Below are 23,551 nucleotides of genomic sequence, written 5' to 3'. Positions count from 1 at the left end.
CGATGCGCGCCTTCACCATCGCTCACAGCGGCGCGCGCGAACTGGGCGCCTGCCCGTCGGCGTTGCCCGACACCGGCTTTCTCTGGCTGGCGCTGGAGCGCAGCGAACTGGAAACCGACACCACCACCTGGCAACAACGCCTGCAAGACCTGTGTGGTGTCGGTCTGGTGGACCTGCATGTGTCGGACCTGCTCAATGCACAGCTGCCCTCGCGCTACGACTACACCGACAGCTACGACCTGCTGGTGTTCCGCCGCCTGGCGGCGGCGGGTACGGCCAACGGCAGCGACACGCCGCCCCCGCCCGAGCCCACACGCCGCAGCGGCCCGCCGGTGCTGCGCCGCATCGACACCAGCCCGGTCGGTTTTGTGCTGTTCGACCGCGTGCTGCTGAGCGTGCACCCCAGCGGCTGCGGTGTGCTGGTTCAGCAGGCCACTCGCCTGCTGGCGGCGGGTGCGGCCGACCACCGCCCAGCGCTGGCCCGCACCCTGCCCGACCACCCGGCCGAACTCATGCTGCGCCTGACCAGCGTGATGGTGGACGCCTACCTCGACCTGCGACGCGACCTCACGCGCCAGCTCGACCACTGGCAGACCGAGCTGCTGCACCCGCGCACCCGCTTCAACCAGTGGGACCGGCTGCTGCAAGCCCGCATGGCGCTGCACCAGCTCGATGAAATTTGCGAAGACCAGCGCACCGCCATCCAGGGCTGGATGAACGGTCTGGAGCTCCCCACCGACAAAGCCGCCAAGCGGGAACAGGAGCTGCTCAAGCTGCGCGGGCGCGATGTGATCGAGCACATCGAACGGGTGGTGCACCACGTGCGACGGCTCGAACACAACGCCGAAACCACGGTGCAGATGCACTTCAGCGTGCAGGGCAACCGCACCAACGACATCATGCGCACGCTCACCGTGCTGACCGCCATCTTCTTGCCGCTCAACCTCATCACCGGCATCTTCGGCATGAATTTCGACAGCATTCCGCTGTTGCACAGCCAGCGCGGCTTCTGGTGGGCCATGGCGGCCATGGGTGTGGTGGCCGTGGGCCTGGTGCTGGTGTTCTGGCGCAAGCGCTACCTGGAACGCAGCGGTCGCTGAAAGGCCGCCCCACACACAACGGCGACAATATGGCCCCATGAAACACCTGTTGCCGACCGAAGCCTGGGGCCTGCTCCAGCAGCGCCGCGACGAGCCGCTTGAGACCGCGCCGCTGTTCGTGGACGTGCGCATGGAAATCGAATCGCTGTACGTGGGCCGCCCGCCCGGTGTGGTCAACATCCCCTGGTACGAGTACCCCGACCTGATGCCCGACCCGGCACGTTTTGTGCGCCAGGTCGAAGAAGAATCCGGCGACAAGGCACGCACCGTGTTGCTGATCTGTCGAAGTGGCAAACGCACGGTGGAGGCCGGCCAGGCACTGGAAGCCGTCGGCTTCACCGATGTGGTCAACATCCTGCACGGCTTTGAGGGCGAGCTCGACGAACACTTCAAGCGCTCCACCCTCAACGGCTGGCGCAAAGAGGGGCTGCCCTGGGAGCAGATGTAGTGTTGGCCTCCCTGGCCAGCCCGGCGCTGGCCGCACACGGCATCCTGCGCGAGGTCTTTGGCTACGACAGCTTTCGCGGCCAGCAGCAGGCCATCATCGAGCACGTGTGCACGGGTGGCGACGCCCTGGTGCTCATGCCCACGGGCGGCGGCAAAAGCCTGTGTTACCAGGTGCCGGCCATCGCGCGGGCGCGCGCTGGTTTGGGCGTGACGGTGGTGGTGTCGCCCCTGATCGCTCTGATGCACGACCAGGTGGGCGCCCTGCACGAAGCCGGCGTGGACGCCGAGTTTCTCAACTCCAGCCTCAGCGCCGACGACGCCGCGCGCATCGAACGCCGCCTGCTGCAGGGCGAGATCACGCTGCTGTACGCCGCACCGGAGCGCCTGAACACACCGCGTTTCCTGGCCCTGCTCGACACCCTGCACCAGCGCCACCAGCTCAGTCTGTTCGCCATTGATGAGGCGCACTGCGTGAGCCAGTGGGGCCACGATTTCCGGCCCGAGTACCGGGCGCTGTCGCTGCTGCACGAACGCTACGCGGGCGTGCCGCGTGTGGCCCTCACCGCCACCGCCGACGCACCCACGCGCGCCGACATGGTGACCCACCTGCAGCTCGAAGGTGCTCGCACCTTCGTCAGCAGCTTCGACCGGCCCAACATCCGCTACGCCATCGTTGAAAAGAAAGACGGCTTCAACCAGCTGCTTCGTTTCATCGAACGCGAGCACACCGGTGCCAACGGGCACGACGCCGGCATCGTCTACTGCCAGTCGCGCAAGCGGGTGGAAGAGGTGGCGCAAAAGCTCAACGACGCCGGCCTCAAAGCCCTGCCCTACCACGCCGGCCTCGATGGCCCGGTGCGCCAGGCCAACCAGAACCGCTTTCTGCGCGAGGAAGGCGTGATCATGGTGGCCACCGTGGCCTTCGGCATGGGCATCGATAAGCCCGACGTGCGTTTTGTGGCCCACCTGGACAGCCCCAAAAACATCGAGGGCTACTACCAGGAAACCGGCCGCGCCGGCCGCGATGGCGAGGCCGCCAACGCCTGGATGCTCTACGGCCTGCAGGACGTGGTGAACCAGCGCCGCATGATCGACGAAAGCCCGGCCGCCGACGCCTTCAAGCAGGTGCTGCGCACCAAACTCGATGCCCTGCTGACCCTGGCCGAATCGACCGAATGCCGGCGGGTGCAGTTGCTGCGCTACTTTGGCGAAGACAGCTCGCCCTGTGGGAATTGCGATAACTGCCTGCACCCGCCGGAGACGACCGATGCCACGGATGCCGCGCGCAAACTGCTCTCGTGCATCTACCGCGTGCAGCAGGCCAGCGGCACGGCCTTTGGTGCGGGCCACATCATGGACATCCTGCGCGGCAAAGCTACCGAGAAGGTAGAGCAACACGGCCACCAGGCCCTGAGCACCTTTGGCATCGGTGCCGACTGGAGCGAGACGCAGTGGCGTGGCCTGTTGCGCCAGTTGATTGCGCGCGAAGCCGTGTGGGTGGACGCCGAGCACTACAACACCCTGCGCCTGACCGACGCGGCCAAACCCATCCTCAAAGGCGAGGCCACGGTGCGCGTGAAGACGACAGTGGACGAGCCGGCCTCGCGCCGCAAGGCCAAGGCGCAACGCCTGGACAGCGGCCCGCCGCTCACCTTGGCCGGGCGCGACTGCCTGGCCGCGCTCAAGGCCTGGCGGGCCGAGGTGGCGCGCGAACACAACCTGCCGGCCTACGTGATCTTCCACGACGCCACGCTGCGCGCCATCGCCGAACGCCAGCCGCGCAGCCTGGCCGATCTGGATGGCATCAGCGGCCTGGGCGCCAAAAAACGCGAAGCCTATGGCGACGAGGTGCTGAGGGTGGTCCAGACCACCAGCGGCGCGTAAAAACCCGCCCCCGGTCGATTTAACAAAATGTGGCAGTTGATCTGCCATGCGGCAGAATCGCCGCACCACGGGTAAGCAGCGCGCCCACATCGGCACAGACCGAGTGCGAGACGCCTGGCGCCACGTGGCAAGGGAGCGGTATGGAACTGAAAAAAGATGCCCCGTCGGGTGCGCCGGCACACAGCCTGCGCCGACGGGCGTCCGACATGGCGCGGCTGGGTCCGCTGCGCCGCTACACCTACGAAGTCATGGCAGCGGCTGCCGTGTTGCCCTTTCTGGTGGCCTGGTTGGCCACACAGAACGGGCTGTGGCACGCCAACGCCCTGGCACATGACCAATGGCTGGCGCACGACGCGCCCCCCACCTGGGCCGAGGTGGTGGTGATCGCGCTGGACGAGACCTGCCCTGCCCACCTGATCCATTGCGCCGCCCTGCCCATGCGGCGCCTGGAGCTGATGGAACGCCTCAAACCCCATGGGCCGCGCAGCGTGATCATGGACATCCCGTCCATGCCTGACACGGCCACCCTGCCGGCCGACCGCGACGGCATCGTGCGGCGGCTGCTGCCACACGCCCCCGGCGCGAACACCACCACCGTCCACCACGCCATGCAGGTGCTCAGGCTGGCGCCACCCCGCGACGGCTGGCCGTCCGAGCTGTTTCTGCGCTGGCGTGCGACCGACCAGGGGCCGCCGGTGTGGACCTACGCCGATGTGCTGATGGACAAGCTGCCGCCCCATGCCCTGCGCAACAAGCTGGTGGTGGTGGGCCCACGAGGGGGCGCACAGGCTGGCCCGCCGCTGCTGGTGCGGGTGGGCGCCAGCACCCACACGCTGCCCCAGCCCGACGCCTATGCCCAGGTGCTGGACAACCTGCAGCATGGGCGCTGGGTGCGCCACCTGCCCGCCGGCGCCGCCTTGCTCTGGGCCGCCCTGCCACTGTGGTTGGCGGCATGGTTGTGCCTGCGCCGCCCCGAACACACCGCCCAAGTGGTGATGAGCATGGGGCTGGCCACCACCACACTGAGCGCCTACACCTTGCTGCAGCACGGCTGGTGGTTGCCGGCAGCCACACCCCTGGCGGGCCTGGTGCTGTTCCTGCTGGTGTGCAGTTGGCGGCGCTCCCAGGCTTTGTCGGCCCTGTTTGCCCACCGCATCGAGCGGCTGGACAAGGTGCTGGCGCAATCCCCCATGGACGCCGACCCACGCCTGCAACCCCTGGCGCCCCAGGTGATGGACCGCGCGCCACAGGCCAAAGTCGAGGTGCTGGACCAGGCGCTGGAACGCCTGGAAGCCCAGCACCAGATTCAGCGCCGCCTGCACCAGCAGCGCGACCGCTGGTTGGCCTTTTTGTCACACGATCTGCGGGCGCCCCAATCCAACATCCTGAGCCTGCTGGAGCTGCGCGAGCACGGTGTGGAGGGCATGACCGACGAGCGCTTCTACGGCGGCATCCGGGTGCAGGTGGACCGCACCCTGCGTCTGGCCGAAGGTTTTGTGGACCTGTTGCGCGCCGAGTCAGACACCCTCAACCGGCGGCACGGCACGCTGGAACACCTGGCCCAGGAAGCGGTGGACCGCTGCTGGCCACAGGCCCAGGCCGCGCAGGTCAAGATCGTGCAGCGCGGCACGTCGAACGAGGACGGTGCGTTCTACGGCGACCCCGAGTTGCTGACCCGGGCCATGGTCAACATGCTGGGCAACGCCTTGCGGCACAGCGAACCTGGCAGCCAGGTGGAGGTGTGCGTGGCGCGCGACCCGCACACGCACCAGGTGGCCTGGTCGGTGCGCGACCACGGTGCGGGCATGGAAGCCCAGGCCCTGGCCGACCTCCTCCACGCGCTGGACACCCACACCTGGGTGCGCCCGCGAGGCAAGACCGGTGGCGCACGCACCCACGGGCTGGGCCTGGGGCTGCTGGTGGCCCACACCGTGGTGGCGCGCCACGGCGGCGAACTGCATGCCCTGGCCGCGCCCGGCGAGGGCTGTCATTTTTTGATGCTGCTGCCCCCGCCGGACAGTGGCCAGGCCGCCCCACCGCCACACCACAGCAGCCCAACACTCAGCCCAGAAAACCCACGGGGCGCGACTCACGCACTTCCGGCTTGATGCGGTGCTCGGCTTCGAGCTGGGCGAGGAATTCGTCCGGGTCCAGCGTGGTGGCCAGGATGTCGGCCTGGCGTTTGACGGCGGCAAAATCGCCCGGACACAACACGTTCAGGCGTGCCAGCCGATCTTGCTGTGCACCGGTGAGATCGGCCTGCCTCCCGCCCAGCGCCTCCACCACAAACATGCGCTCTCGCTGATCGGCCCGCAGCGGCTTGAACTGGATCTTGAAGGTGAAGCGGCGCAAGGCCGCCTGGTCCAGGCTGTCCAGCAAATTGGTGGTGCAGACGAAGATGCCGCGAAAGCGCTCCATGCCCTGCAGCATCTCGTTGACTTCGGTGACCTCGTAGGTGCGCTGTGCGCCGCGCCGGTCCTGCAAAAAACTGTCGGCCTCGTCCAGCAGCAGCACGGCCTTTTCGGCCTCGGCTTCGGCAAACATGGCGGCCATCTGCTGCTCGGTCTCGCCCACAAACTTGCTCATCAGGTCGCTGGCCTGCTTGATGAGCAGCGGGCGTTCAAGCGCACGCGCGATGTGTTCGGCCAGCGCGGTTTTGCCGGTGCCCGGTGCGCCGTGAAAACACAGGGTACCGTGGCCACGCGCCTTGAGGGCGGCGACGATGCGCGGGATGTCGAAGCGCGACTCGACGTGGAGCATGTCGAGGTCGTACTGCGTCACGCAGGGGCGGCCCTGGGCCTCGCCACGGCGGCCCAAGGCATGGTCAGCGTGGCGCAGCTGGCGTTCGATCAAGGCCTCGGTCTGCAGCTCGGGCTGGCCGGGCCGGTCGGTGCCCACCAGTTGGGCGAAGCGCACGGCCGTGCGTATCTGCGCGGGTGTCAAGCCCTTGCGTTCGGTCAGGCGGGCCACCAGCGTGTCCGACACCGCCACCCCCTCCAGCGTCTTGCGCACCAGCTGCTCGCGCGCGCCGGGCGGCGGCGAGGTGAGTTCGAGGTGGTAGGCAAAACGGCGCCGAAAGGCCGGGTCGATCTGTTCGATGCGGTTGGTCACCCAGAGCGTGGGCACCGGGTTGCTTTCCAGTATCTGGTTGACCCAGGCCTTGCCGCTGATACTGGCGCTGTGTGGCGCGCTCACCTGCTCGGCACGCGCCAACAATTGCGCGGCCTCGCTGGTGATGGGCGGGAACACGTCTTCCACCTCATCAAAAAGCAGCGCCGAACGCGCCGTGCCCTTGAGAAACACCTGCGCGATCTGCAGCGAGCGGTAACGGTCGCGCCCGCTGAGCGAATGGCCGTCGCGGTCGGCGTACTCCACCTCGAACAACTCCAGCCCGGCGGCCAGGGCCACCACCCGCGCCAGCTCGGTCTTGCCGGTGCCGGGCGGGCCGTACAACAACACGTTGACGCCTGGCGCCTTGCGCGCCACCGCTTCGCGCAGCAGGGCACACAACACCTGCACCTCATCGCGCACAAAGTCGAAATCGGCCACGCCCAGGGCGCTGCGCGCGGCCGGGCGGGTGAACACCGCCATCAGCTCGTTCTGGTCGCGGTACTCGCGCATGAGCACCGGTGGCAGCTTTTCGCTGACCTTCATGAGGTCGGCCAGGTCGGTGATGTTGTGTTCGGAGATCAGGTTCTCCACCATGCCGATGCGCTCCAGGCGCGAACCTGCGCGCAGCGCCTCGCCCACCTCGGCCGGTGGCACGCCCGCCAGATCGGCGATGGCCGCATAGGCCTCGGGCGCGTTGTTGACCTTGAACTCCACCAGGATGGAACGCAGGTCGCGCTGGTAGCGCGCCAGCGTGCCGTAGAGCAGCAAGGCGCGCTCGGCGCGGTTGAGCTGCAGCAGGCCGGCCAGGGCGTCGATGTTTTTTTCCACCAGCGTGGACTGTTTTTTCAGCGCCTGCGCCAGCCACTCGCCGGTCACCCCCAGCACGCTGAGCAAATCCTTGGGCGACTCCTTGGCGTATTCGTCGAGGTAGAAGAACAGCGTGCCTTCTTCATAAGGCCCACGCCACACGCCAAAACGCTCCATGAAGGCCGCCAGCGGCAGCTCGGCGTGGTGGGCCCACAACTCGTTGTCGCGGCAGCGCCGTGTGAGGAATTCGCGCAGGCGGGTGAGCACCGTCAGCGGCCACACCAGGTGGCGTCCGGCCAGGGCGAGCAGGGTGTTGAGATCGCGCCGCAGGTTGAAGCGCGCGCCCTGGCGCGCGGCCAGGGTGAGCACAAAATGTGAGCACATGAGGTCCAGCACCGGCGCCTGGCGCAGCTCGGGCGGCACGAACACGCGCCCCCCACTCAGGCGCGCTTCGCCCGACGGCCGCAACAGCGCGCGGCCGTCGCCACGGCCCACACCCCGCACCTGGGCCATCGGCTTGCCGGCCGACGCCACCAAACGTTTGACCATCCGAAACACCTCCAGCCTTGCCACAACAGCGGACCGTGTCGGGTCTCATGCGGCCGGCGCTTGCGCACCAGCCGGCCCTTTGTATTGCGCGAACCATACCCCAGCTTTTGCGCGGGGGGAAGTGTGTCGCGCAAAGGCCCCAAGCGGTCACAATGCCGGGATGATTGAACTCGCCGATATCGAAGCGGCCGCCCAACGGTTGGCCGGCCAGGTCTTGCTGACGCCATGCGTGGAGTCGCGCACGCTGTCGCAAATCACCGGGGCGCAGGTGTTTCTCAAATTCGAGAACCTGCAATACACCGCCTCGTTCAAGGAACGCGGCGCCTGCAACAAACTGAGCCAACTCAGCGCCGAGGAGCGGGCACGCGGTGTGGTGGCCATGTCGGCCGGCAACCACGCCCAGGGCGTGGCCTACCACGCACAACGCCTGGGGCTGCGTGCCGTCATCGTGATGCCACGTTTCACGCCCGGCGTGAAGGTGGAACGCACACGCGGCTTTGGTGCCGAGGTGGTGCTGCACGGCGACACCCTGGACGAGGCCCGCGCCCACGCGTTTGCATTGGCCGACCGCGAAGGCCTGGTGTTTGTGCACCCCTACGACGACGACGCCATCATTGCCGGCCAGGGCACGGTGGGCCTGGAGATGATGCGCGCCCAGCCCGACCTGGACGTGTTGGCCATCGCCGTCGGTGGCGGCGGCTTGATCGGCGGCATCGCCACCGCCGCCAAGGCGCTCAAACCCGGCATCGAGGTGGTGGGGGTGCAGACGCAGCGTTTTCCCGCCATGGTCAACGCCATGACCGGCCAACATTTGCCGCAGGGCAGCAACACCATCGCCGAAGGCATTGCGGTGGCCAGCCCGGGCGAGCGCAACATGACACTGGCACGCGCCCGGGTGGACGACTGGCTGCTGGTCGACGAAGGCGACATCGAGCAAGCCATCGTGATGCTGCTGGAGATCGAGAAAACACTGGTGGAAGGCGCCGGCGCCGCCGGCCTGGCCGCCCTGCTCAAACACCCACAGCGGTTTGCCGGCAAAAAGGTGGGCCTGGTGCTGTGCGGCGGCAACATCGATCCGCTGCTGCTGGCCTCCATCATCGAGCGTGGCATGGTCCGCGCCGGTCGGCTGGTGCGCATCAAGGTCAGCGCACGCGACGTGCCGGGCAACCTGGCCCGCATCGCGGCCTTGGTGGCCGAGGTGGGGGCCAACATCAACGAGGTGCACCACCAGCGGGCCTTCACCTTGCTGGCGGCACAAAACGTGGAAATCGAGCTGGTGTTGCAGACCCGCGGGCGCGAACACGTCGATCAGGTGCTGGCCCATTTGCTGGCCGCAGGCTTTGACGCGTCGGTGGTTTAGAACAGTAAAATGCCGCCAACTTCACCGACTGCCAAGGAACGCACCATGTCCAAGCCCGCTGCCCACGATTCGCACGACCAGCCGCAAGATGTCATCGAGTCCATCGTCCCCATGATGCCGGTGGTCCTGCCGGTGGCCGGTGCGGTGCTCATTTTCCTGCTGGCCTTCATCGCCGTGTTCATGGCCTGAGCCAACACACTGACTTTTCCCGACGGCCGGGTGCTCCACGCACCCGGCCGTTTTTGTTTTAGGTGCCGCCCGTCGCCGACCAAATTGAAAAAATGATTCAATTTGTGTTGTTGAAAAAGCGGCAATTCCAGTAAAGTTACACAAATTCACTTTACGCCACGGCGCTGTCCCAGCGCCGCGTTGCACTGCCCGGTCAGGCTCAGAGACATGCGCCAGCCGCCGCCCGGTTCAATCCCTGAACCCGGTTTTGGCAGATTGCCAGGAGGAACGCATGCACAACAAACGCTGGATGTTGCTGGGCTGGCTCTCGGTCGCCGTCTTGGCCGTGGGCATCGGGTACGTCGCCCACCTGAACACATCGGCGGACGATGCCTCGCTGGTCCAGACCACGTCGCCGTTGGTGCCGCCACCGGCCTGGGTGGACCCACCGCCCAAATCGGCGCCCGGCTGGCCACAGCTGGTGCTGCCTGTGCTGCTGCTGGGCGCTGGCGCGGTGGGACAGGCCGCATGGCGGGCACGCCGCCACCGGCGCCAAGTCGAACGGATGGAAGCGGACATGCTGGACGGCCTGGAGGCACAAAGCCAGTTGCTGACCCTGACCAACCTGTTGCCAGTGGGCATTTCGCACGTGGAAGAAGACGCCGAAGGCCAACTGCTGGCCCGTTTTGTCAACCCACGCATGGCCGAATTGCTGGGGGTGCGCCTGGACGACCTGCAGTTCGATGCGCAGGCGGGCTGGCGCCACATCCATCCAGACGATTTGCGGCAGACCAACCTGGCCTTGACGCAGGCGACGGGCAGCGTGCGCCGGGGGGCGCCCCAGGTGAACCTGGAAACGCTGTGTCGGGTGCAGCGCGATGGCCACACCCGCTGGTTGCGCTCGCGCTCGCAAGTGCGACTGGCCGGTGGCGAAGCCGGGCGCCACGGGGTGGTCCACATCCACACCTGTGCGGAAGACATCACCGAACTGCGGCGCCAGCAGAAATTCAACCAGGACGTGCTCGACGCCTACCCGGCCCCGGTGCGCGTGCGCGACATGGCCGGACGCCACCTGATGACCAACCCCGCCTTCGACCGGCTGCACATGTTGCGGCCCGGCGAATCGCTGGGCAAAACCGATGCCGAACTGTTGCCGCTGGACGTTCAGCGGCTCTGCGGTGCGGTGGACGAGCGCCTGGCCACGTCCGGCCAGGCACAGGTTTTCGAACAAACCCTGAGCGACGCGAGCGGTGCGCACACGCATCAGGTCACGCAGTTTCTGTTGCGCGACGAAGACCAACGCCCTTACGCCACCTGCGCCATCAGCACCGACGTGAGCGACCACCAGCCAGCCCAAGGCCGGCTGCAACAGGTGCTGGATGTGTCGCCCGTGCCGGTGCTGATCACCGACGCGGGCCGCGTGGTCTACGCCAACCGGCGGTGCAGCGACCTGCTCGGCGTGCGGCTGGGCACACAGGCCGCGCTGTTGTTTGAGGACCCCGCCGAACCTGCGCGCCTCGAAGAACGGGTGGCAAACGAGGGCCATGTGACCGCCCACACACTGCGCCTGCACGGCGCCGACGCCACCGTCCACGCGTTCTGGATGACCGCCGTGCCCACCGACCACAACGGCCGGCCTGCCATCCTGATCTGGCTGGAAGTGCCGCCGGGCGAAGACGCCGCCAGTGGGGCGGCTTGCGCGCGATCAGACCAGGGTGGCGGCGAACTGCTCTATCGCTGAGACGGACGGCGGCAACGGGGTGAACTTGATGCCTTCGCGGTTCAGGCAGCCACGCAGGCCCGCATCCACGGCACGCGCCTGGTCTTCGTCTTGCAGGCGACCGCTGCGCACGTATTTCTTGTCGGGATCGCGCTGCACCAGCACGTTCACGTTTTTGTACTGCTGGTGCCAGGCCAGGATTTGTTTGCGTGTCTTGGCCACATCACAGATGTTGTCGGGGTAGGTCTCGTTGTAATAGATCAACTGGGGCAGCGAACACTCGGTCACCAAATACTGCACCTGGCCGTCCAGAATGCTCAGCATGGTGTTCTGCTGGTGGGCGATCAGGTACTGGTTGCGCAAGGCTTCCAGGTCTTTCTGCCACACCAGGGCCTTGGCGTAGTCGGGCACGGTTTCCACGGTGAGGTGGCGCTGGTGCAGGCTGAGCACGATGGCGGCGGTGTAGAGCGATTTGTCGCTGCCCGGCCCACCGATGATGTTGATCACCTGGGTGGGGTAGATGCGCATCTTGTTCTCGGGCAAGCGTGGCGCCACGTAGGTGTACTGCAAGGCCATGACATTCTCCTCAGAATCAGCTTGCGCATAGTGTGCAGGCCAGTTAACCTTTCCTTAACGAAAAAGCTTGCAGCACAAGGGAAGGTTGGTGGCCGTGAAAGCCACAAGGTACCGCGTCCTGTGCATGTTGTCACAACAGTGGAGGAATCATGCGCGTCAATTTGCCCGTCAGCGGCCAGGAACATCCGTTTCCCACCGGCCAAACCTTGGTGTCAACCACCGACACCAAGGGGCGCATCCTCTACTGCAACCCCATCTTCATCGAGGTCAGCGGCTACTCGAAGGAAGAACTGCTGGGCCAGCCCCACAACATCGTGCGCCACCCCGACATGCCGGAGGAGGCCTACCGAGACATGTGGGAGACCATCGCCAGCGGGCGCCCATGGTCGGCACCGGTGAAAAACCGCCGCAAGAACGGCGACCACTACTGGGTGATGGCCAACGCCACGCCGCTGCTGGAAAACGGCCAGCCCATCGGCTACATGTCGGTGCGCACCGAAGCCACACGCGAACAGATCCAGTCCGCCGAACAGCTCTATGCCACCATGCGCGCCGAAAAGGAGAGTGGCCGCCTGGTGCACACGCTCAAGAACGGGCGCCTGGTGAAACACACGCTGGCCGGGCGCCTGGCCGAAATGACGCGTCTGAGCCTGTCCGCCAAGATGCTGGTGGTGCTGCTGGCGCTGGTGCTGGTCGGCCAGGGCGTCAACCTGGTGCTGCCGGCCTCGGGCGGCCTGATGAGCGCGCTCAACCTTGGCGCCAAACTGGCCTTGCTGGTGGGCTTCTGGTGGTACCTCACCCATTTGATCACCGCCCCCTTGGGGGCCCTGATCAATGCTGCCAACAGCATGGCGGCGGGCGACCTCACCCAGTCGGTGGCCCACACCCGCAGCGACCAACTCGGCGACCTTCAGGTGGCGCTGAGCCAACTCGGGGTGAACCTGCGTTCGGTGGTGCGCGACGCCCGCCAGCAAAGCGGGGCCATGGTGGTGGGCACGGCCGAGATCGCCAGCGGCAACCTGGACCTGAGCCAGCGCACCGAGGCCCAGGCCAGCAACCTGGAGCAGACCGCCGCCTCCATGGAAGAGATCACGGGCACGGTGCGCCAGTCCGCCGAGTCGGCCCGCCAGGCCAGCGAGTTGTCGGCGCAGGCGCGCGACATCGCCGAACGCGGCAGCGAGGCCGTCAACGAGGTCGGCACCAACATGCGCGCGATCCAGGAATCGTCGCGCCGCATCAGCGAGATCACACAGGTGATCGACAGCATCGCGTTCCAGACCAACATCCTGGCGCTGAACGCTGCCGTGGAGGCGGCGCGTGCGGGCGAACAGGGCCGGGGTTTTGCGGTGGTGGCCAGCGAGGTCCGCACGCTGGCGCAGCGCACATCCACCGCTGCCAAAGAGGTCAAAACACTGATCGAGGATTCGGCCAGCAAGGTGGAGGCCGGCCACACCAAATCGGAGGCCGCACGCAAAACCATGGGCGAAGCCGTGGAAGGGGTGCGCCGGGTCAATGTGCTGGTGGACGAAATCAGCAACGCCGCCAAAGAGCAGCTGACGGGCATCTCGCAGATCAACGCGGCGGTGGCGCAACTCGACACCATCACCCAGCAGAACGCGGCGCTGGTGGAAGAAATCGCCGCCTCGGCGCAATCGCTCGAAGGCCTGGCCCAAAACACCACCGAAACGGTGGCGGTGTTCCGCATCGACAACGGTGGCACCGGCGCGGCGACCACCGACGCGGTGGGCCTGCGGCGCCAGATGCGCGAACAACAGCAGCAACGGCGCACGCCCGCCAGCGGCGCCACCTTGGTACCCGCACCCACGCGCGCCGGGCTGCGCCCCGCCCTGCCGCAGTGATGGGTGTGGGCGACGGCTCGGCGACAATTGCCGCCATGAACGACACCGCCGCCACCCCCTCCGAGCGCCCCGCGCTGCCCGATCACCTCTCCATCGACCCACGCAGCCCACACCACGTGGCGGCGGTTTTCGAGCACGACATCGGCATCCGTTTCAACGGCAAAGAACGTTTCGACGTTGAGGAATACTGCGTCAGCGAAGGCTGGATACGCGTGCCTGCCGGCAAAACGGTGGACCGCAAAGGCCAGCCGCTGATGATCAAACTCAAGGGTGCGGTTGAGGCCTTCTACCGCTGAACAAGGGCAGCATAGGGTCATGCAAGTTTTGCATGTACCCGTCAGGTAACTGCCACCGTGCTTTCATAAAATACCCCTCCTTGGCCGACACGCGGGCCAAAACCCGGGTTTACCGACGCGGGGTTTTGGCTTTTCGCGCTGCACCCTGCACCCAGCACGCAGCCCTCCGGGCGCCGACCGAGACGCAGTCCCTCAGCAGAGAAGGGGATACTGAAAAACGTCTCAACCTGTGTTCTCGCACAGGCGCTCCCTCCACGGTTTGAAGCGACGTTTTTCAAGATTCCGCTTTTTTACTTTGGAGCTGACCACATGAACTCTCCCGCCATGCAGGGCCTGACCATCCAGGCGCCCGCCTTTGTGAAGAACGCCCGCCTCATCGCCTGGGTGGCCGACATGGCCGCCCTGTGCAAACCCGCGCGCATCCACTGGTGCGACGGCAGCGAAGCCGAATACAACACCCTGTGCGAGCAGATGGTGGCCAGCGGAACGCTGAAGCGCCTGAACCCCGCCAAACGCCCGAACTCCTACCTGGCCTGGTCCGACCCGTCCGACGTGGCCCGCGTGGAAGACCGCACCTTCATCTGCTCTGAAAAGCAGGAAGATGCCGGTCCGACCAACAACTGGAAAGCCCCGGCCGACATGCGCGCCACGCTGCAGCCCCTGTTCGACGGCTGCATGGCTGGGCGCACCATGTACGTGATCCCCTTCAGCATGGGCCCGCTGGGTTCGCACATCGCCCAGATCGGCGTGGAGCTGACCGACAGCCCCTACGTCGTCACCAACATGAAGATCATGACCCGCATGGGCAAGGCGGTGTACGACGTGCTGGGCGTGGACGGCGAGTACGTGCCCTGCGTGCACACGGTGGGCGCACCGCTGGCCGACGGCCAGGCCGACGTGTCGTGGCCTTGCAACCCGACCACCAAGTACATCGTCCACTACCCCGAAACGCGCGAGATCTGGTCTTACGGCTCGGGCTACGGTGGCAACGCCTTGCTGGGCAAGAAGTGCCTGGCCCTGCGCATCGCCTCCACCATGGGCCGCGACCAGGGCTGGCTGGCCGAGCACATGCTGATCCTGGGCGTGACCTCGCCCGAGGGCAAGAAGTCGCACGTGGCCGCTGCCTTCCCCAGCGCCTGCGGCAAGACCAACTTCGCCATGCTGATCCCGCCGCAAGGTCTGAACGGCTGGACCGTCACCACCATCGGTGACGACATCGCCTGGATCAAGCCCCACGCCGACGGCAAGCTGTACGCCATCAACCCCGAAGCCGGCTACTTCGGCGTCGCCCCTGGCACCAACACGCTGACCAACCCCAACTGCATGGCCAGCCTGACCAAGGACGTGATCTTCACCAACGTGGCCCTCACCGACGACGGCGACGTGTGGTGGGAAGGCATGGGCGATGCCCCGGCCCACGCCATCGACTGGCAGGGCAAGGACTGGACGCCGCAGCTCGCCAAAGAAACCGGCGCCAAGGCCGCCCACCCCAACGCGCGCTTCACCGTGGCCGCCATCAACAACCCCGCGCTCGACCCGGCCTGGGACGACCCGGCCGGTGTGCCCATCGACGCCTTCATCTTCGGTGGCCGCCGCAGCACCACCGTGCCGTTGGTGACCGAAGCCCGCACCTGGATGGAAGGCGTCTACATGGCCGCCACCATGGGTTCGGAAACCACCGCTGCCGCCTTTGGCGCCCAGGGCGTGGTGCGCCGCGACCCGTTCGCGATGCTCCCCTTCACCGGCTACAACATGAGCGACTACTTCCAGCACTGGCTGGACATGGAGCACAAGCTGGAAAGCCTGGGTCACACCCTGCCCAAGATCTTCTGCGTCAACTGGTTCCGCAAGGGCGCCGACGGCAAGTTCGTCTGGCCTGGCTACGGCGAAAACATGCGGGTGCTCAAGTGGATGCTCGACCGCATCGAAGGCAAGGTGCAAGGCCAGGACAACCTGTTTGGCGTCAGCCCCACCTACGAAGAAATCGAGTGGAGCGGCCTCGACTTCAACCGTGCCCAGTTCGACTCGGTGACCCACATCGACAAGGCCGACTGGCAGGCCGAGCTGGCCCTGCACAGCGAGCTGTTCACCCAGCTGGCCTACCACCTGCCCCAGGAGCTGGTGGCCACCAAGGCGCAGATCGAGCAGCGCCTGGCCGCCGCATAAGGTCACACAGGCCACAAGCGCACAGCAAAAAGGCCACCGGGGCAACCCGGTGGCCTTTTTTTATGGTGCGTCAGCGGCTCAGCAATAGAACACGGCGCGGCGGCGGCCTGCCGGCATCTGGCTGCGGGCCAGGCGCAACAGGGCTTCGCTGTCGGGCACCACAGTGGCGGGCGCGTCCACATCGGCGCGCTGTTGTGCGGCCACCAGCTCGCTCATCACGCGCGAATCGGTTTTGGCGATCTCCCACATGCGGGCTTCGGCGCGGCGTTGTGCTGCAGCCACCGACCAGCGGTTGAGCGCTGCCATGGCACGCAAACCCATGCGACGGGCGGTGCCGGCAAACACCAGGGTGGCGGCAAACACCACCGCCCACAGCAGCACCCAGGCCAGGAACACATGGCCATCCACCCAGGACTCGATCACCTGATCGGCCACCACCACCAACGCAGCCACCACGGCCGCCAGCAGCAAAGCCGCCAAGCCACGGGCGCCTTCGTTGGTCGGGCGCACAACCGCTTCGTTGGTGCGGCCACTCAAAGCAACAGGGGAAGAAGAAACGACGGTGCTCATGGCAAACTCCTTGAAGAAATGTCTTTTGGACAGGTGAATCCTAGGGTTAACCCCAGGTATTTGCAAATTTATTCTTGTGATGGCTTACATTCACAAGCCAAATGAATGAACTCAACTTCCGCACCCTGGACCTGAACCTGCTGCGGGTGTTCGACGAGGTGATGGCCGAGCGCAACCTGACGCGCGCGGCGCAACGTCTGTCCATGACCCAGCCGGCCGTGAGCAACGCCTTGCGCCGACTGCGCGACCTGCTGGGCGACGAGCTGGTGTTGCGCGCCGGCTACGGTGTGGAACCCACCCCACGCGCCTTGATGCTGTGGCCCAGCGTGCGCGACGCGCTGCACCAGTTGCGCGAGGCGCTGGCCCCGGGCGACTTCAACCCCGCCCTGGCCCAGAACGCGTTTGTGTTCACCATGGCCGACGCCACCGCCGCCAAGGTGATTCCCGGCCTGGTGGACGTGCTGGCCAGCGAAGCCCCGGGCGTGACGCTGCGGGTCGTTCCGCTGACCACGCGCGACCCGCGCCAGTTGCTGGAGTCGGGCGAGGTCGACCTGGCCATCGGCCACTTTCCTGGCGTGTTGGCCGAACTGGGCGCCCAGCACCTGCAAGAGAGCAACCCACGCTTCATGTACGAGCGCCTGTACGACGGTGAGTACGTGGTGGTCATGCGCAAACACCACCCGCTGGCCCAAGGCGCGCTGAGCCTGGACGACTACTGCGCCGCGCGCCACCTGCTGGTGAGTTTTTCCGGGCGCCCGGTCGGTTTTGTGGACGAGGCGCTGACCGCCGTCTCGCGCAAACGGCGTGTGGTGCTCACGGTCAACCAGTTCTTCACCGCCGGCCTGGTCGTGGCCAGCTCCGACCTGCTGACCGTGTTGCCACGCCACTTCATCGGCGGCACCGGTGTGGCCGACCAGTTGGTGTGGCGACCGCTGCCGCTGGACGTGCCGGCCGTGCATGTGGATGCGTTGTGGCACCGCCAGCACCAGGCCAGCAGCGCCCACCGCTGGCTACGCGAAGCCGTTCGGCGCACCGCCCAGAACAACCGCCAGGTGGCTCCGGTGGCCGCGCCATGAACATCCAACTGCTGAGCGACTTGCACCTGGAGTCCAACCCGCACCTGCAGATCGAACCCGCGCCCGGCGCCGATCTGCTGGTGCTGGCCGGCGACATCGGCTCGTACCAGACACGTCGCGACGGCCACGCGCTGACCGAGCCCGACTGGGGTCTGCAGCGCTTTTCACCACTTCCACAGTTTGCCGGCTGGCCGGTGCCCGTGCTGTTTGTGCCCGGCAACCACGAATACGACGCACTGGATTTCGACGAAGCCCACACCAACCTGCGCCACACCTGCGACCGCCTGGGTCTGGTGTGGCTGGAACGCGAACAGTGGCGCCTGGGCAGCGTGCGTTTTGTGGGCACCACCTTGTGGGCCGACTTCGACGCCCTGGCCCAGGGGCTGCCGCCCACCGAGGCGCTGAAGGCACGCGACAAAGCCTTTCGCGCCGCCAACTTCTACCTGCGCACCATGGCCACCCGGCGCGGCGGCGCGTTGTTCGACGCAGCCGCCATGCGCGACCAGGCGCTGCAGTGCCAGCAATGGCTGGCCGAAGCACTGTCTCAGCCCTTCGATGGCCACACCGTGGTGGTGACCCATTTCGCCCCCAGCCTGCGCAGCGCGGACCCGCGCTACGGCCTCACACCCGGCACGGCCGGCTTCTGCAACACGCTGGATCCCATGCTGGCCCACGCCGACCTGTGGCTGCATGGGCACCTGCATTGTGCGCACGACTACCGCGTGGGCAACTGCCGCGTCGTGGCCAACCCCATGGGGTATGCGCACAAGGGTGAACAGAAGGACTTCCGTCCCAGCCAGTGCATCGCGCTTGCAGCTTGACCGAAAACAACAAGCCCCTGTGTCAAACATTTACACTCAAGCGCACTCTGTCAAACCCTGGAGCCAAACCCATGAAAATCCTTCTCGCCGTTGATGGCAGCCCGTACACCAAGAAGATGCTTGCCTACCTGGCCACCCACGCCGAGATGTTTGGCACCAACAACCAGTTCACCTTGCTCAACGTGCAAATGCCGTTGCCCCCCCGCGCCCGCGCGGCCGTGGGTGCCGAAGTGGTCAAGAGCTACCACGAGGAAGAAGCCACCAAGGTATTTGGCCCCGTGGTCAAGTTTCTCAAGCGCCACAACATTGAGCCCGACACCATCAGCAAAGTCGGCCATCCGGGCGAGCTGATCGCCAAGACCGCCGACAGCGGCAAGTTCGATCTCGTGATCATGGGCTCGCACGGCCACAGCGCCCTGGGCAACCTGGTCATGGGCTCGGTGGCCACCAAGGTCATGGCGCACTGCGGCACGCCCGTTCTGCTGGTGCGCTGACATCCCCCTTGTCAGACCGGGCGGGGTAGGCACTTGCTCAAGCAGATCCGCCCCGATCAGTTGCGGCTGGGCATGTACATCCAGGGCTTCGAGGGGTCCTGGATAGACCACCCCTTCTGGCGCAACCGCTTTGTGCTCGAAGAGCCGCGCGATCTGGCCCGCGTGATGGCCAGTGGCGTGACCGGTGTGTGGATAGACACCAGCCAAGGGCTGGATGTCGAGGTGCTGACATTCGACGCGCCGCCTGTGACGCCCGACGAACCGGCGCCGGATGCGCCGACCGGAACGCGACGCGCCGAGCGACCCATCGCGTGTGGCCTGCGCGAAGAAATGGCCCGTGCCGCCAGCGTCTGCCTGTCTGCGCGCGAGGAAATGACGCGCATGTTCAGCGAGGTCCGCATGGGCCGCGCGATCGACACCGGCACAGTGCGCGGGCTTGTGCAAGACATCACCGATTCGGTGATGCGCAATGGCAGCGCGCTCATCAGCCTGGCGCGGCTCAAAACGGCAGACAACTACACCTACATGCACTCGGTGGCCGTGTGTGCGCTGATGGTGTCGGTCGGGCGCCAGCTCAAGCTCAGCGACGAACAGGTGAGCGACGCGGGTTTTGCCGGCCTGCTGCACGACATCGGCAAGGCTCTGGTGCCCATGGCCGTGCTCAACAAACCCGGTCGATTGAGCGACGGCGAATTTGAGCTGGTGAAAAGCCACCCGCACAAGGGCTGGCAGTTGCTCAAGGACAGCGGCGTGAGCCACCCGGTGGCGCTGGACGTGTGCCTGCACCACCACGAGCGGATGGACGGCGCCGGCTACCCCGACAAACTGGCCGGCGACCAGATCAGCCTGATGGCCCGCATGGGCGCGGTGTGCGACGTGTACGACGCCATCACCTCCAACCGCCCCTACAAGGCGGGCTGGGACCCGGCCGAGTCGCTCAGCCGCATGGCCAAGTGGACCGGCGGGCATTTTGATCCGCGTGTGTTCCAGGCCTTTGTGCGCAGCCTGGGCATTTACCCGGTGGGCTCGCTGGTCAAGCTCAACAACGAGAAACTGGCGGTGGTGATTGACCAGTCACAACGTTCGCTGCTCAAGCCCATCGTCAAGGTGTTCTACTCGCTGCGCCACCAGGAACGCCTGCCGCTGCAGGAGGTGGACTTGTCGGCCCCCAACACCAAACTACAAATCCTGGGCCGAGAAGACCCGGCCGACTGGCCCTTCCCCGACCTCGACGACATCTGGTCGGGCGGCGCCGCGCCCCACGGCTGATGCCCGGCCGCGTCAGCGCGCGTTCAAGCCCTCAAAGCAGCTGGTCATCACCATGTCGATGATCTCGCTGTCGCTGTGGGTGCCACTGGCCCGCAAGAAACCCAGCACCGGATCACATGCCCGCGCGTACAGGGTGTAGAGCACGGCAATCGGCGGCAGGTTGCGGTTGAGACTGCCATCGGCCTGGGCCGCTTCAATCCAGGCGCCCAGTCGGTCACTGACCTGCATCAAGCCGTCCATGTACGCGGTGTTCACCATCAAGGCGCCGCGCAGCGCGGAGTTTTCGCTCGGCAACGAAGGCATCTCGCCGGCCAACTGCACCTCCATGGTCCAGCGCGCCACCGCCTTGAGCAGGTCGATGGGGCGCTCCGAGGTGTCGAGGTTGTCGAGAAACGCCACCGCGCGCAGCATCACCTTCACCATCGCCGCAGCGGCCAAATCTTCCTTGCTGGAAAAGTGTTTGTACAGGCTGGCCTTGGCGATGCCCACCTCGGCGGCCACCTCATCCACCGTCATGGCATCAAACCCTTTTTCGGCCAACAGGCGGTTGACGGCCTGGATGATCGCGTCTTCACGCGCCTGGTGCATTTGTTCCCGAAAACTGCGCTTGGCAGGGGGCGATTTCAATACGGCTGAGGACATCCCACATTTCTCCTGCTGCTGATGGTGCACCAAATCAACGTGCAAGTCTATATCCCCACTCATTTGAGTGAATTCATACTGATTAGTCACTTTTGATTCTGATTGGTTAGTATTCAGCCTCGCAAGTTGGCCGCACGCCCGCGAGCCATGTTGTTCAACCACCTGTGAGGCACCCATGCGCATTCCCCGCCGTTCCCTGTTGATGCTGGCCGCCGCCGGCGCCGGTTCTGCCCTGCTGTCCGCCTGTGGCGGTGGCGACGACGACCACAACCCATCAAAAAACATCGTGGAGGTGGCACAAAGCCTGCCCGACTTCAGCATCCTGGTCGAGGCCGTGGTCGCAGCCGATCTGGCCACCACCCTCAGCGGCACCGGCCCCTTCACCGTGTTTGCACCCACCAATGCGGCCTTCGCCGCGCTGCTCACTGAGCTGGGTGTGACCAAAGACGCCCTGCTGGCGGACAAGGCATTGCTCACGGCCGTCTTGACCTACCACGTGCTGCCCGCCAAGGTGGAAGCCAGCGCGGTGGCCGGCGTGTTGGGCCAACCCATCACCACGGTGCAAGGCGGCGTGTTCAAAATCGAATCGAACAGCGGCCTCAAAATCACCGACGGCCGCAACCGGGTGGCCAACATCACCGGCACCGATGTGGCGGCCAGCAACGGCGTGATCCACGTGATCGACAAGGTCATCCTGCCGGCAGACAAGACCATTGTGCAAACCGCCATCGCCTCGGCGCCGGAATTCACGCTGTTGGTCGAAGCGGTGCAAGCCGCTGGCCTGGTGGACGCGCTGAGCGCGACCGGCCCCTTCACCGTTTTTGCGCCCACCAACGCGGCCTTCGCCGCCGCGCTGGCCGAACTGGGCACGACCAAAGAGGCCTTGTTCGCCAACACCGCGCTGCTGACCGCCGTGCTGACCTACCACGTGGTGCCCAGCCGCGTGTTCAAGGCGCAGGTGCCGCTGAACACGCCCATCACTTCGCTGCAGGGCGCCACGTTCACGGTCGGCAGCGATCTGGCCATCACCGACCAGCTGGGCCGAAAAGCCAACATTGTGGCCACCGATGTGCTCACCAGCAACGGCGTGATCCATGTGATCGACAAAGTGATCCTGCCCACGGCACCTGCCTGAGCACGCCCTGAAATCTCCCTTTTCCCTTCAACCACTGCAACAGGACTGACCATGAAAAAACTGCTGATCGCTTCCGTGATGGGCCTGAGCGCCCTGGCCGCACAAGCCGCCGACATCGTTGACACAGCCGTCTCGGCCGGGTCGTTCAAAACCCTGGTGACCGCGGTGCAAGCTGCCGGCCTGGTGGACACGCTCAAGGGCCCTGGCCCCTTCACCGTGTTCGCCCCCTCCGACGAAGCCTTTGCCAAGATCCCGAAAGCCCAACTGGATGCCCTGTTGAAAGACAAGGCCGCATTGACCAAGGTGCTGACCTACCACGTGGTGCCCGGCAAGGTGATGGCCGCCGATGTGAAAGCCGGCAAGGTCAAAACGGTGCAAGGCAGCGAGCTGACCGTCAGCACCATGGGTGGCGTGAAAGTGGACGCGGCCAACGTGGTGAAAACCGACGTGGTGGCCAGCAACGGTGTGATCCACGTGATCGACACCGTGGTGATGCCCAAGTAAACGCTGGCCGAAAAAAAAGCCCGCCCGGCGCTTGCGCCAGCGGGCTTTTTCACGTCTGGCGCAACTGCGTGGCCGCCTCGCGCCGCAAGGCCGCGCTCAGGCCATCGAGCACGTCGGAGGCCAGGTTCCAGCAGTGCCAATACAGCTTGACGCCTTGCGCGTGTGTGGGCGCCACGTTGACCAGCACACCGCGCGCCAGCCGCTCGCGCACCAGCAGTTCGGGCACCACACTCACGCCCCAGCCACGCTGTACCGCCATCACCTGCCCCTCGGACGAAGGCACATAAATCTGCCGCAGGATGACCCGTTGCAGCCCGAAGGCGCGCGCCACAAATTCGCGCTGCATGTCGTCCTTGCGGTTGAAGGTGATGAAGGGCGTCTGGTGGAAATTGTGGGCGTTCAGGCCGGCCGGCAGGTGGCGTTCGGCAAAGGTGGGTGAGGCCACGGCCACGTAGTCCATGGTGCCCAGCGCGTCCATCTTGCAGCCGCGCAAGGCCTGGCCAATGGAGGTGACACAACCCAGCACCTGGCCTTCGCGCAGCCATTCCTGGGTGAAATCCTGGTCGTCGTGGATGATTTCAATCGGCAGGCCACTCTGCGCCAACGGCGTGAGCGCGCCCAGCGCCCAGGTGGCGATGCTGTCGGCGTTGATGGCCACCGAGATGCGCTCGTCATCCCGCCCGCCGCCGGTGGAGCTGGGCGCCAGTTCTTTCAGGTCGCGCTCCAGGTCGGCGCGCAGCAGGCGCATCATCTTCGCGTGTTTGAGCAGCAGTTGCCCCGCCTGCGTGGGTTTGAGCGGGCGGCTGCGCACGATGAGCACCGTGCCCACCTGCGCCTCCAGCGCACGCAGGCGCTGCGACACCGCCGACTGGGTGATGGACAAGCGCTGAGCGGCGCGCTCAAAGCCCCCTTCTTCGATGATGGCGGCCAGGCATTCCAGGGCATCGGGGTCAAAGGTGCTCATGGCATCCTTCCATTAGTCAATCTGATGTTTTTC

The 23,551-nt window shown here is 66.0% G+C and carries 21 protein-coding genes; 16 read left to right on the top strand and 5 right to left on the bottom strand.

Annotation, left to right across the window (positions count from 1 at the left end):
- Nucleotides 1–2 precede the first annotated feature (2 nt).
- The 4 genes from ACFQPB_RS10285 (at nucleotide 3) to ACFQPB_RS10270 (ending at nucleotide 5,539) form a co-directional block, all read left to right on the top strand.
- A complete protein-coding gene (locus tag ACFQPB_RS10285) occupies nucleotides 3–1,100 on the top strand; it encodes a magnesium transporter CorA family protein (RefSeq protein WP_382222671.1) in 1,098 nt (365 codons plus the stop codon).
- Between the two features lie 37 nt (nucleotides 1,101–1,137).
- The gene (locus ACFQPB_RS10280) at nucleotides 1,138–1,548 is read left to right on the top strand and encodes a rhodanese-like domain-containing protein (protein WP_382222669.1); all 411 of its coding nucleotides are present in this window, start codon (nucleotides 1,138–1,140) and stop codon (nucleotides 1,546–1,548) included.
- A 2-nt stretch (nucleotides 1,549–1,550) separates the two neighbouring features.
- Nucleotides 1,551–3,431 (top strand): DNA helicase RecQ, encoded by a 1,881-nt coding sequence (recQ, locus tag ACFQPB_RS10275; RefSeq protein WP_382222786.1) that lies wholly within the window; start codon nucleotides 1,551–1,553, stop codon nucleotides 3,429–3,431.
- 140 nt (nucleotides 3,432–3,571) lie between these two features.
- Nucleotides 3,572–5,539: a sensor histidine kinase gene (locus tag ACFQPB_RS10270; protein ID WP_382222666.1), complete on the top strand. Its 1,968-nt coding sequence runs from the start codon at nucleotides 3,572–3,574 to the stop codon at nucleotides 5,537–5,539.
- Here the strand turns inward: ACFQPB_RS10270 and ACFQPB_RS10265 are convergent.
- Nucleotides 5,493–7,898, bottom strand: a complete 2,406-nt coding sequence (locus ACFQPB_RS10265) for an ATP-binding protein (RefSeq protein WP_382222664.1) — start codon at nucleotides 7,896–7,898, stop codon at nucleotides 5,493–5,495. The two genes, ACFQPB_RS10270 and ACFQPB_RS10265, sit on opposite strands and share 47 nt — an antisense overlap.
- A gap of 160 nt (nucleotides 7,899–8,058) precedes the next feature.
- Between ACFQPB_RS10265 and ACFQPB_RS10260 the strand changes: the two genes are divergently transcribed.
- The 3 genes from ACFQPB_RS10260 (at nucleotide 8,059) to ACFQPB_RS10250 (ending at nucleotide 11,167) form a co-directional block, all read left to right on the top strand.
- Nucleotides 8,059–9,258: a threonine ammonia-lyase gene (locus ACFQPB_RS10260; protein ID WP_382222661.1), complete on the top strand. Its 1,200-nt coding sequence runs from the start codon at nucleotides 8,059–8,061 to the stop codon at nucleotides 9,256–9,258.
- 45 nt (nucleotides 9,259–9,303) lie between these two features.
- Complete coding sequence (locus tag ACFQPB_RS10255; RefSeq protein WP_382222658.1) at nucleotides 9,304–9,447, top strand: hypothetical protein; 144 nt, start codon at nucleotides 9,304–9,306, stop codon at nucleotides 9,445–9,447.
- A 271-nt stretch (nucleotides 9,448–9,718) separates the two neighbouring features.
- A complete protein-coding gene (locus tag ACFQPB_RS10250) occupies nucleotides 9,719–11,167 on the top strand; it encodes a PAS domain-containing protein (RefSeq protein WP_382222655.1) in 1,449 nt (482 codons plus the stop codon).
- On the opposite strand, the gene ACFQPB_RS10245 is transcribed toward ACFQPB_RS10250, so the two are convergent.
- Nucleotides 11,132–11,722 carry a DEAD/DEAH box helicase family protein gene (locus ACFQPB_RS10245; RefSeq protein ID WP_382222653.1) on the bottom strand — a complete coding sequence of 197 codons (591 nt, stop codon included), beginning with the start codon at nucleotides 11,720–11,722 and terminating at the stop codon, nucleotides 11,132–11,134. The genes ACFQPB_RS10250 and ACFQPB_RS10245 overlap by 36 nt on opposite strands.
- A gap of 149 nt (nucleotides 11,723–11,871) precedes the next feature.
- Between ACFQPB_RS10245 and ACFQPB_RS10240 the strand changes: the two genes are divergently transcribed.
- The 3 genes from ACFQPB_RS10240 (at nucleotide 11,872) to ACFQPB_RS10230 (ending at nucleotide 16,043) form a co-directional block, all read left to right on the top strand.
- A complete protein-coding gene (locus tag ACFQPB_RS10240; RefSeq protein WP_382222651.1) occupies nucleotides 11,872–13,581 on the top strand; it encodes a methyl-accepting chemotaxis protein in 1,710 nt (569 codons plus the stop codon).
- Nucleotides 13,582–13,616: 35 nt separating this feature from the next.
- Entirely contained in the window at nucleotides 13,617–13,877 is a 261-nt protein-coding gene (locus tag ACFQPB_RS10235) for a DUF3297 family protein (RefSeq protein ID WP_382202587.1), read from the top strand.
- Nucleotides 13,878–14,186: 309 nt separating this feature from the next.
- Nucleotides 14,187–16,043, top strand: a complete 1,857-nt coding sequence (locus ACFQPB_RS10230; protein WP_382222648.1) for a phosphoenolpyruvate carboxykinase (GTP) — start codon at nucleotides 14,187–14,189, stop codon at nucleotides 16,041–16,043.
- Nucleotides 16,044–16,121: 78 nt separating this feature from the next.
- Here the strand turns inward: ACFQPB_RS10230 and ACFQPB_RS10225 are convergent, their stop codons facing one another.
- Nucleotides 16,122–16,613 carry a hypothetical protein gene (locus ACFQPB_RS10225; RefSeq protein WP_382202583.1) on the bottom strand — a complete coding sequence of 164 codons (492 nt, stop codon included), beginning with the start codon at nucleotides 16,611–16,613 and terminating at the stop codon, nucleotides 16,122–16,124.
- 101 nt (nucleotides 16,614–16,714) lie between these two features.
- Here ACFQPB_RS10225 and ACFQPB_RS10220 point away from each other — a divergent pair, with 101 nt between their 5' ends.
- The 4 genes from ACFQPB_RS10220 (at nucleotide 16,715) to ACFQPB_RS10205 (ending at nucleotide 20,273) form a co-directional block, all read left to right on the top strand.
- Nucleotides 16,715–17,689 (top strand): LysR family transcriptional regulator, encoded by a 975-nt coding sequence (locus ACFQPB_RS10220; RefSeq protein WP_382222645.1) that lies wholly within the window; start codon nucleotides 16,715–16,717, stop codon nucleotides 17,687–17,689.
- Nucleotides 17,686–18,510, top strand: a complete 825-nt coding sequence (locus ACFQPB_RS10215; RefSeq protein ID WP_382202579.1) for a metallophosphoesterase — start codon at nucleotides 17,686–17,688, stop codon at nucleotides 18,508–18,510. The genes ACFQPB_RS10220 and ACFQPB_RS10215 overlap by 4 nt, the downstream gene beginning before the upstream one ends.
- Before the next feature lie 71 nt (nucleotides 18,511–18,581).
- Nucleotides 18,582–19,004, top strand: a complete 423-nt coding sequence (locus tag ACFQPB_RS10210; protein WP_382222642.1) for a universal stress protein — start codon at nucleotides 18,582–18,584, stop codon at nucleotides 19,002–19,004.
- Nucleotides 19,005–19,037: 33 nt separating this feature from the next.
- On the top strand, nucleotides 19,038–20,273 hold the full coding sequence (locus tag ACFQPB_RS10205; protein WP_382222639.1) for an HD-GYP domain-containing protein: 1,236 nt from the start codon (nucleotides 19,038–19,040) through the stop codon (nucleotides 20,271–20,273).
- Nucleotides 20,274–20,285: 12 nt separating this feature from the next.
- Here ACFQPB_RS10205 and ACFQPB_RS10200 read toward each other — a convergent pair whose 3' ends face one another.
- Entirely contained in the window at nucleotides 20,286–20,915 is a 630-nt protein-coding gene (locus tag ACFQPB_RS10200; protein ID WP_382222636.1) for a TetR/AcrR family transcriptional regulator, read from the bottom strand.
- Between the two features lie 175 nt (nucleotides 20,916–21,090).
- On the opposite strand from ACFQPB_RS10200, the gene ACFQPB_RS10195 reads away from it, so the two are divergent.
- Both ACFQPB_RS10195 and ACFQPB_RS10190 read left to right on the top strand, forming a co-directional pair.
- On the top strand, nucleotides 21,091–22,050 hold the full coding sequence (locus tag ACFQPB_RS10195; protein ID WP_382222633.1) for a fasciclin domain-containing protein: 960 nt from the start codon (nucleotides 21,091–21,093) through the stop codon (nucleotides 22,048–22,050).
- A gap of 51 nt (nucleotides 22,051–22,101) precedes the next feature.
- Nucleotides 22,102–22,554 (top strand): fasciclin domain-containing protein, encoded by a 453-nt coding sequence (locus ACFQPB_RS10190; RefSeq protein ID WP_382222631.1) that lies wholly within the window; start codon nucleotides 22,102–22,104, stop codon nucleotides 22,552–22,554.
- Between the two features lie 49 nt (nucleotides 22,555–22,603).
- On the opposite strand, the gene ACFQPB_RS10185 is transcribed toward ACFQPB_RS10190, so the two are convergent.
- On the bottom strand, nucleotides 22,604–23,518 hold the full coding sequence (locus ACFQPB_RS10185; protein WP_382222628.1) for a LysR family transcriptional regulator ArgP: 915 nt from the start codon (nucleotides 23,516–23,518) through the stop codon (nucleotides 22,604–22,606).
- Nucleotides 23,519–23,551: the final 33 nt, after the last annotated feature.

The sequence above is a fragment of the Hydrogenophaga atypica genome, assembly GCF_042665215.1.
GTDB classification, from domain to species: domain Bacteria; phylum Pseudomonadota; class Gammaproteobacteria; order Burkholderiales; family Burkholderiaceae_C; genus Hydrogenophaga; species Hydrogenophaga defluvii_A.
The sequence above is the reverse complement of the archived record's forward strand: the minus strand, read 5'-3'. Positions and strand labels throughout refer to the sequence as shown.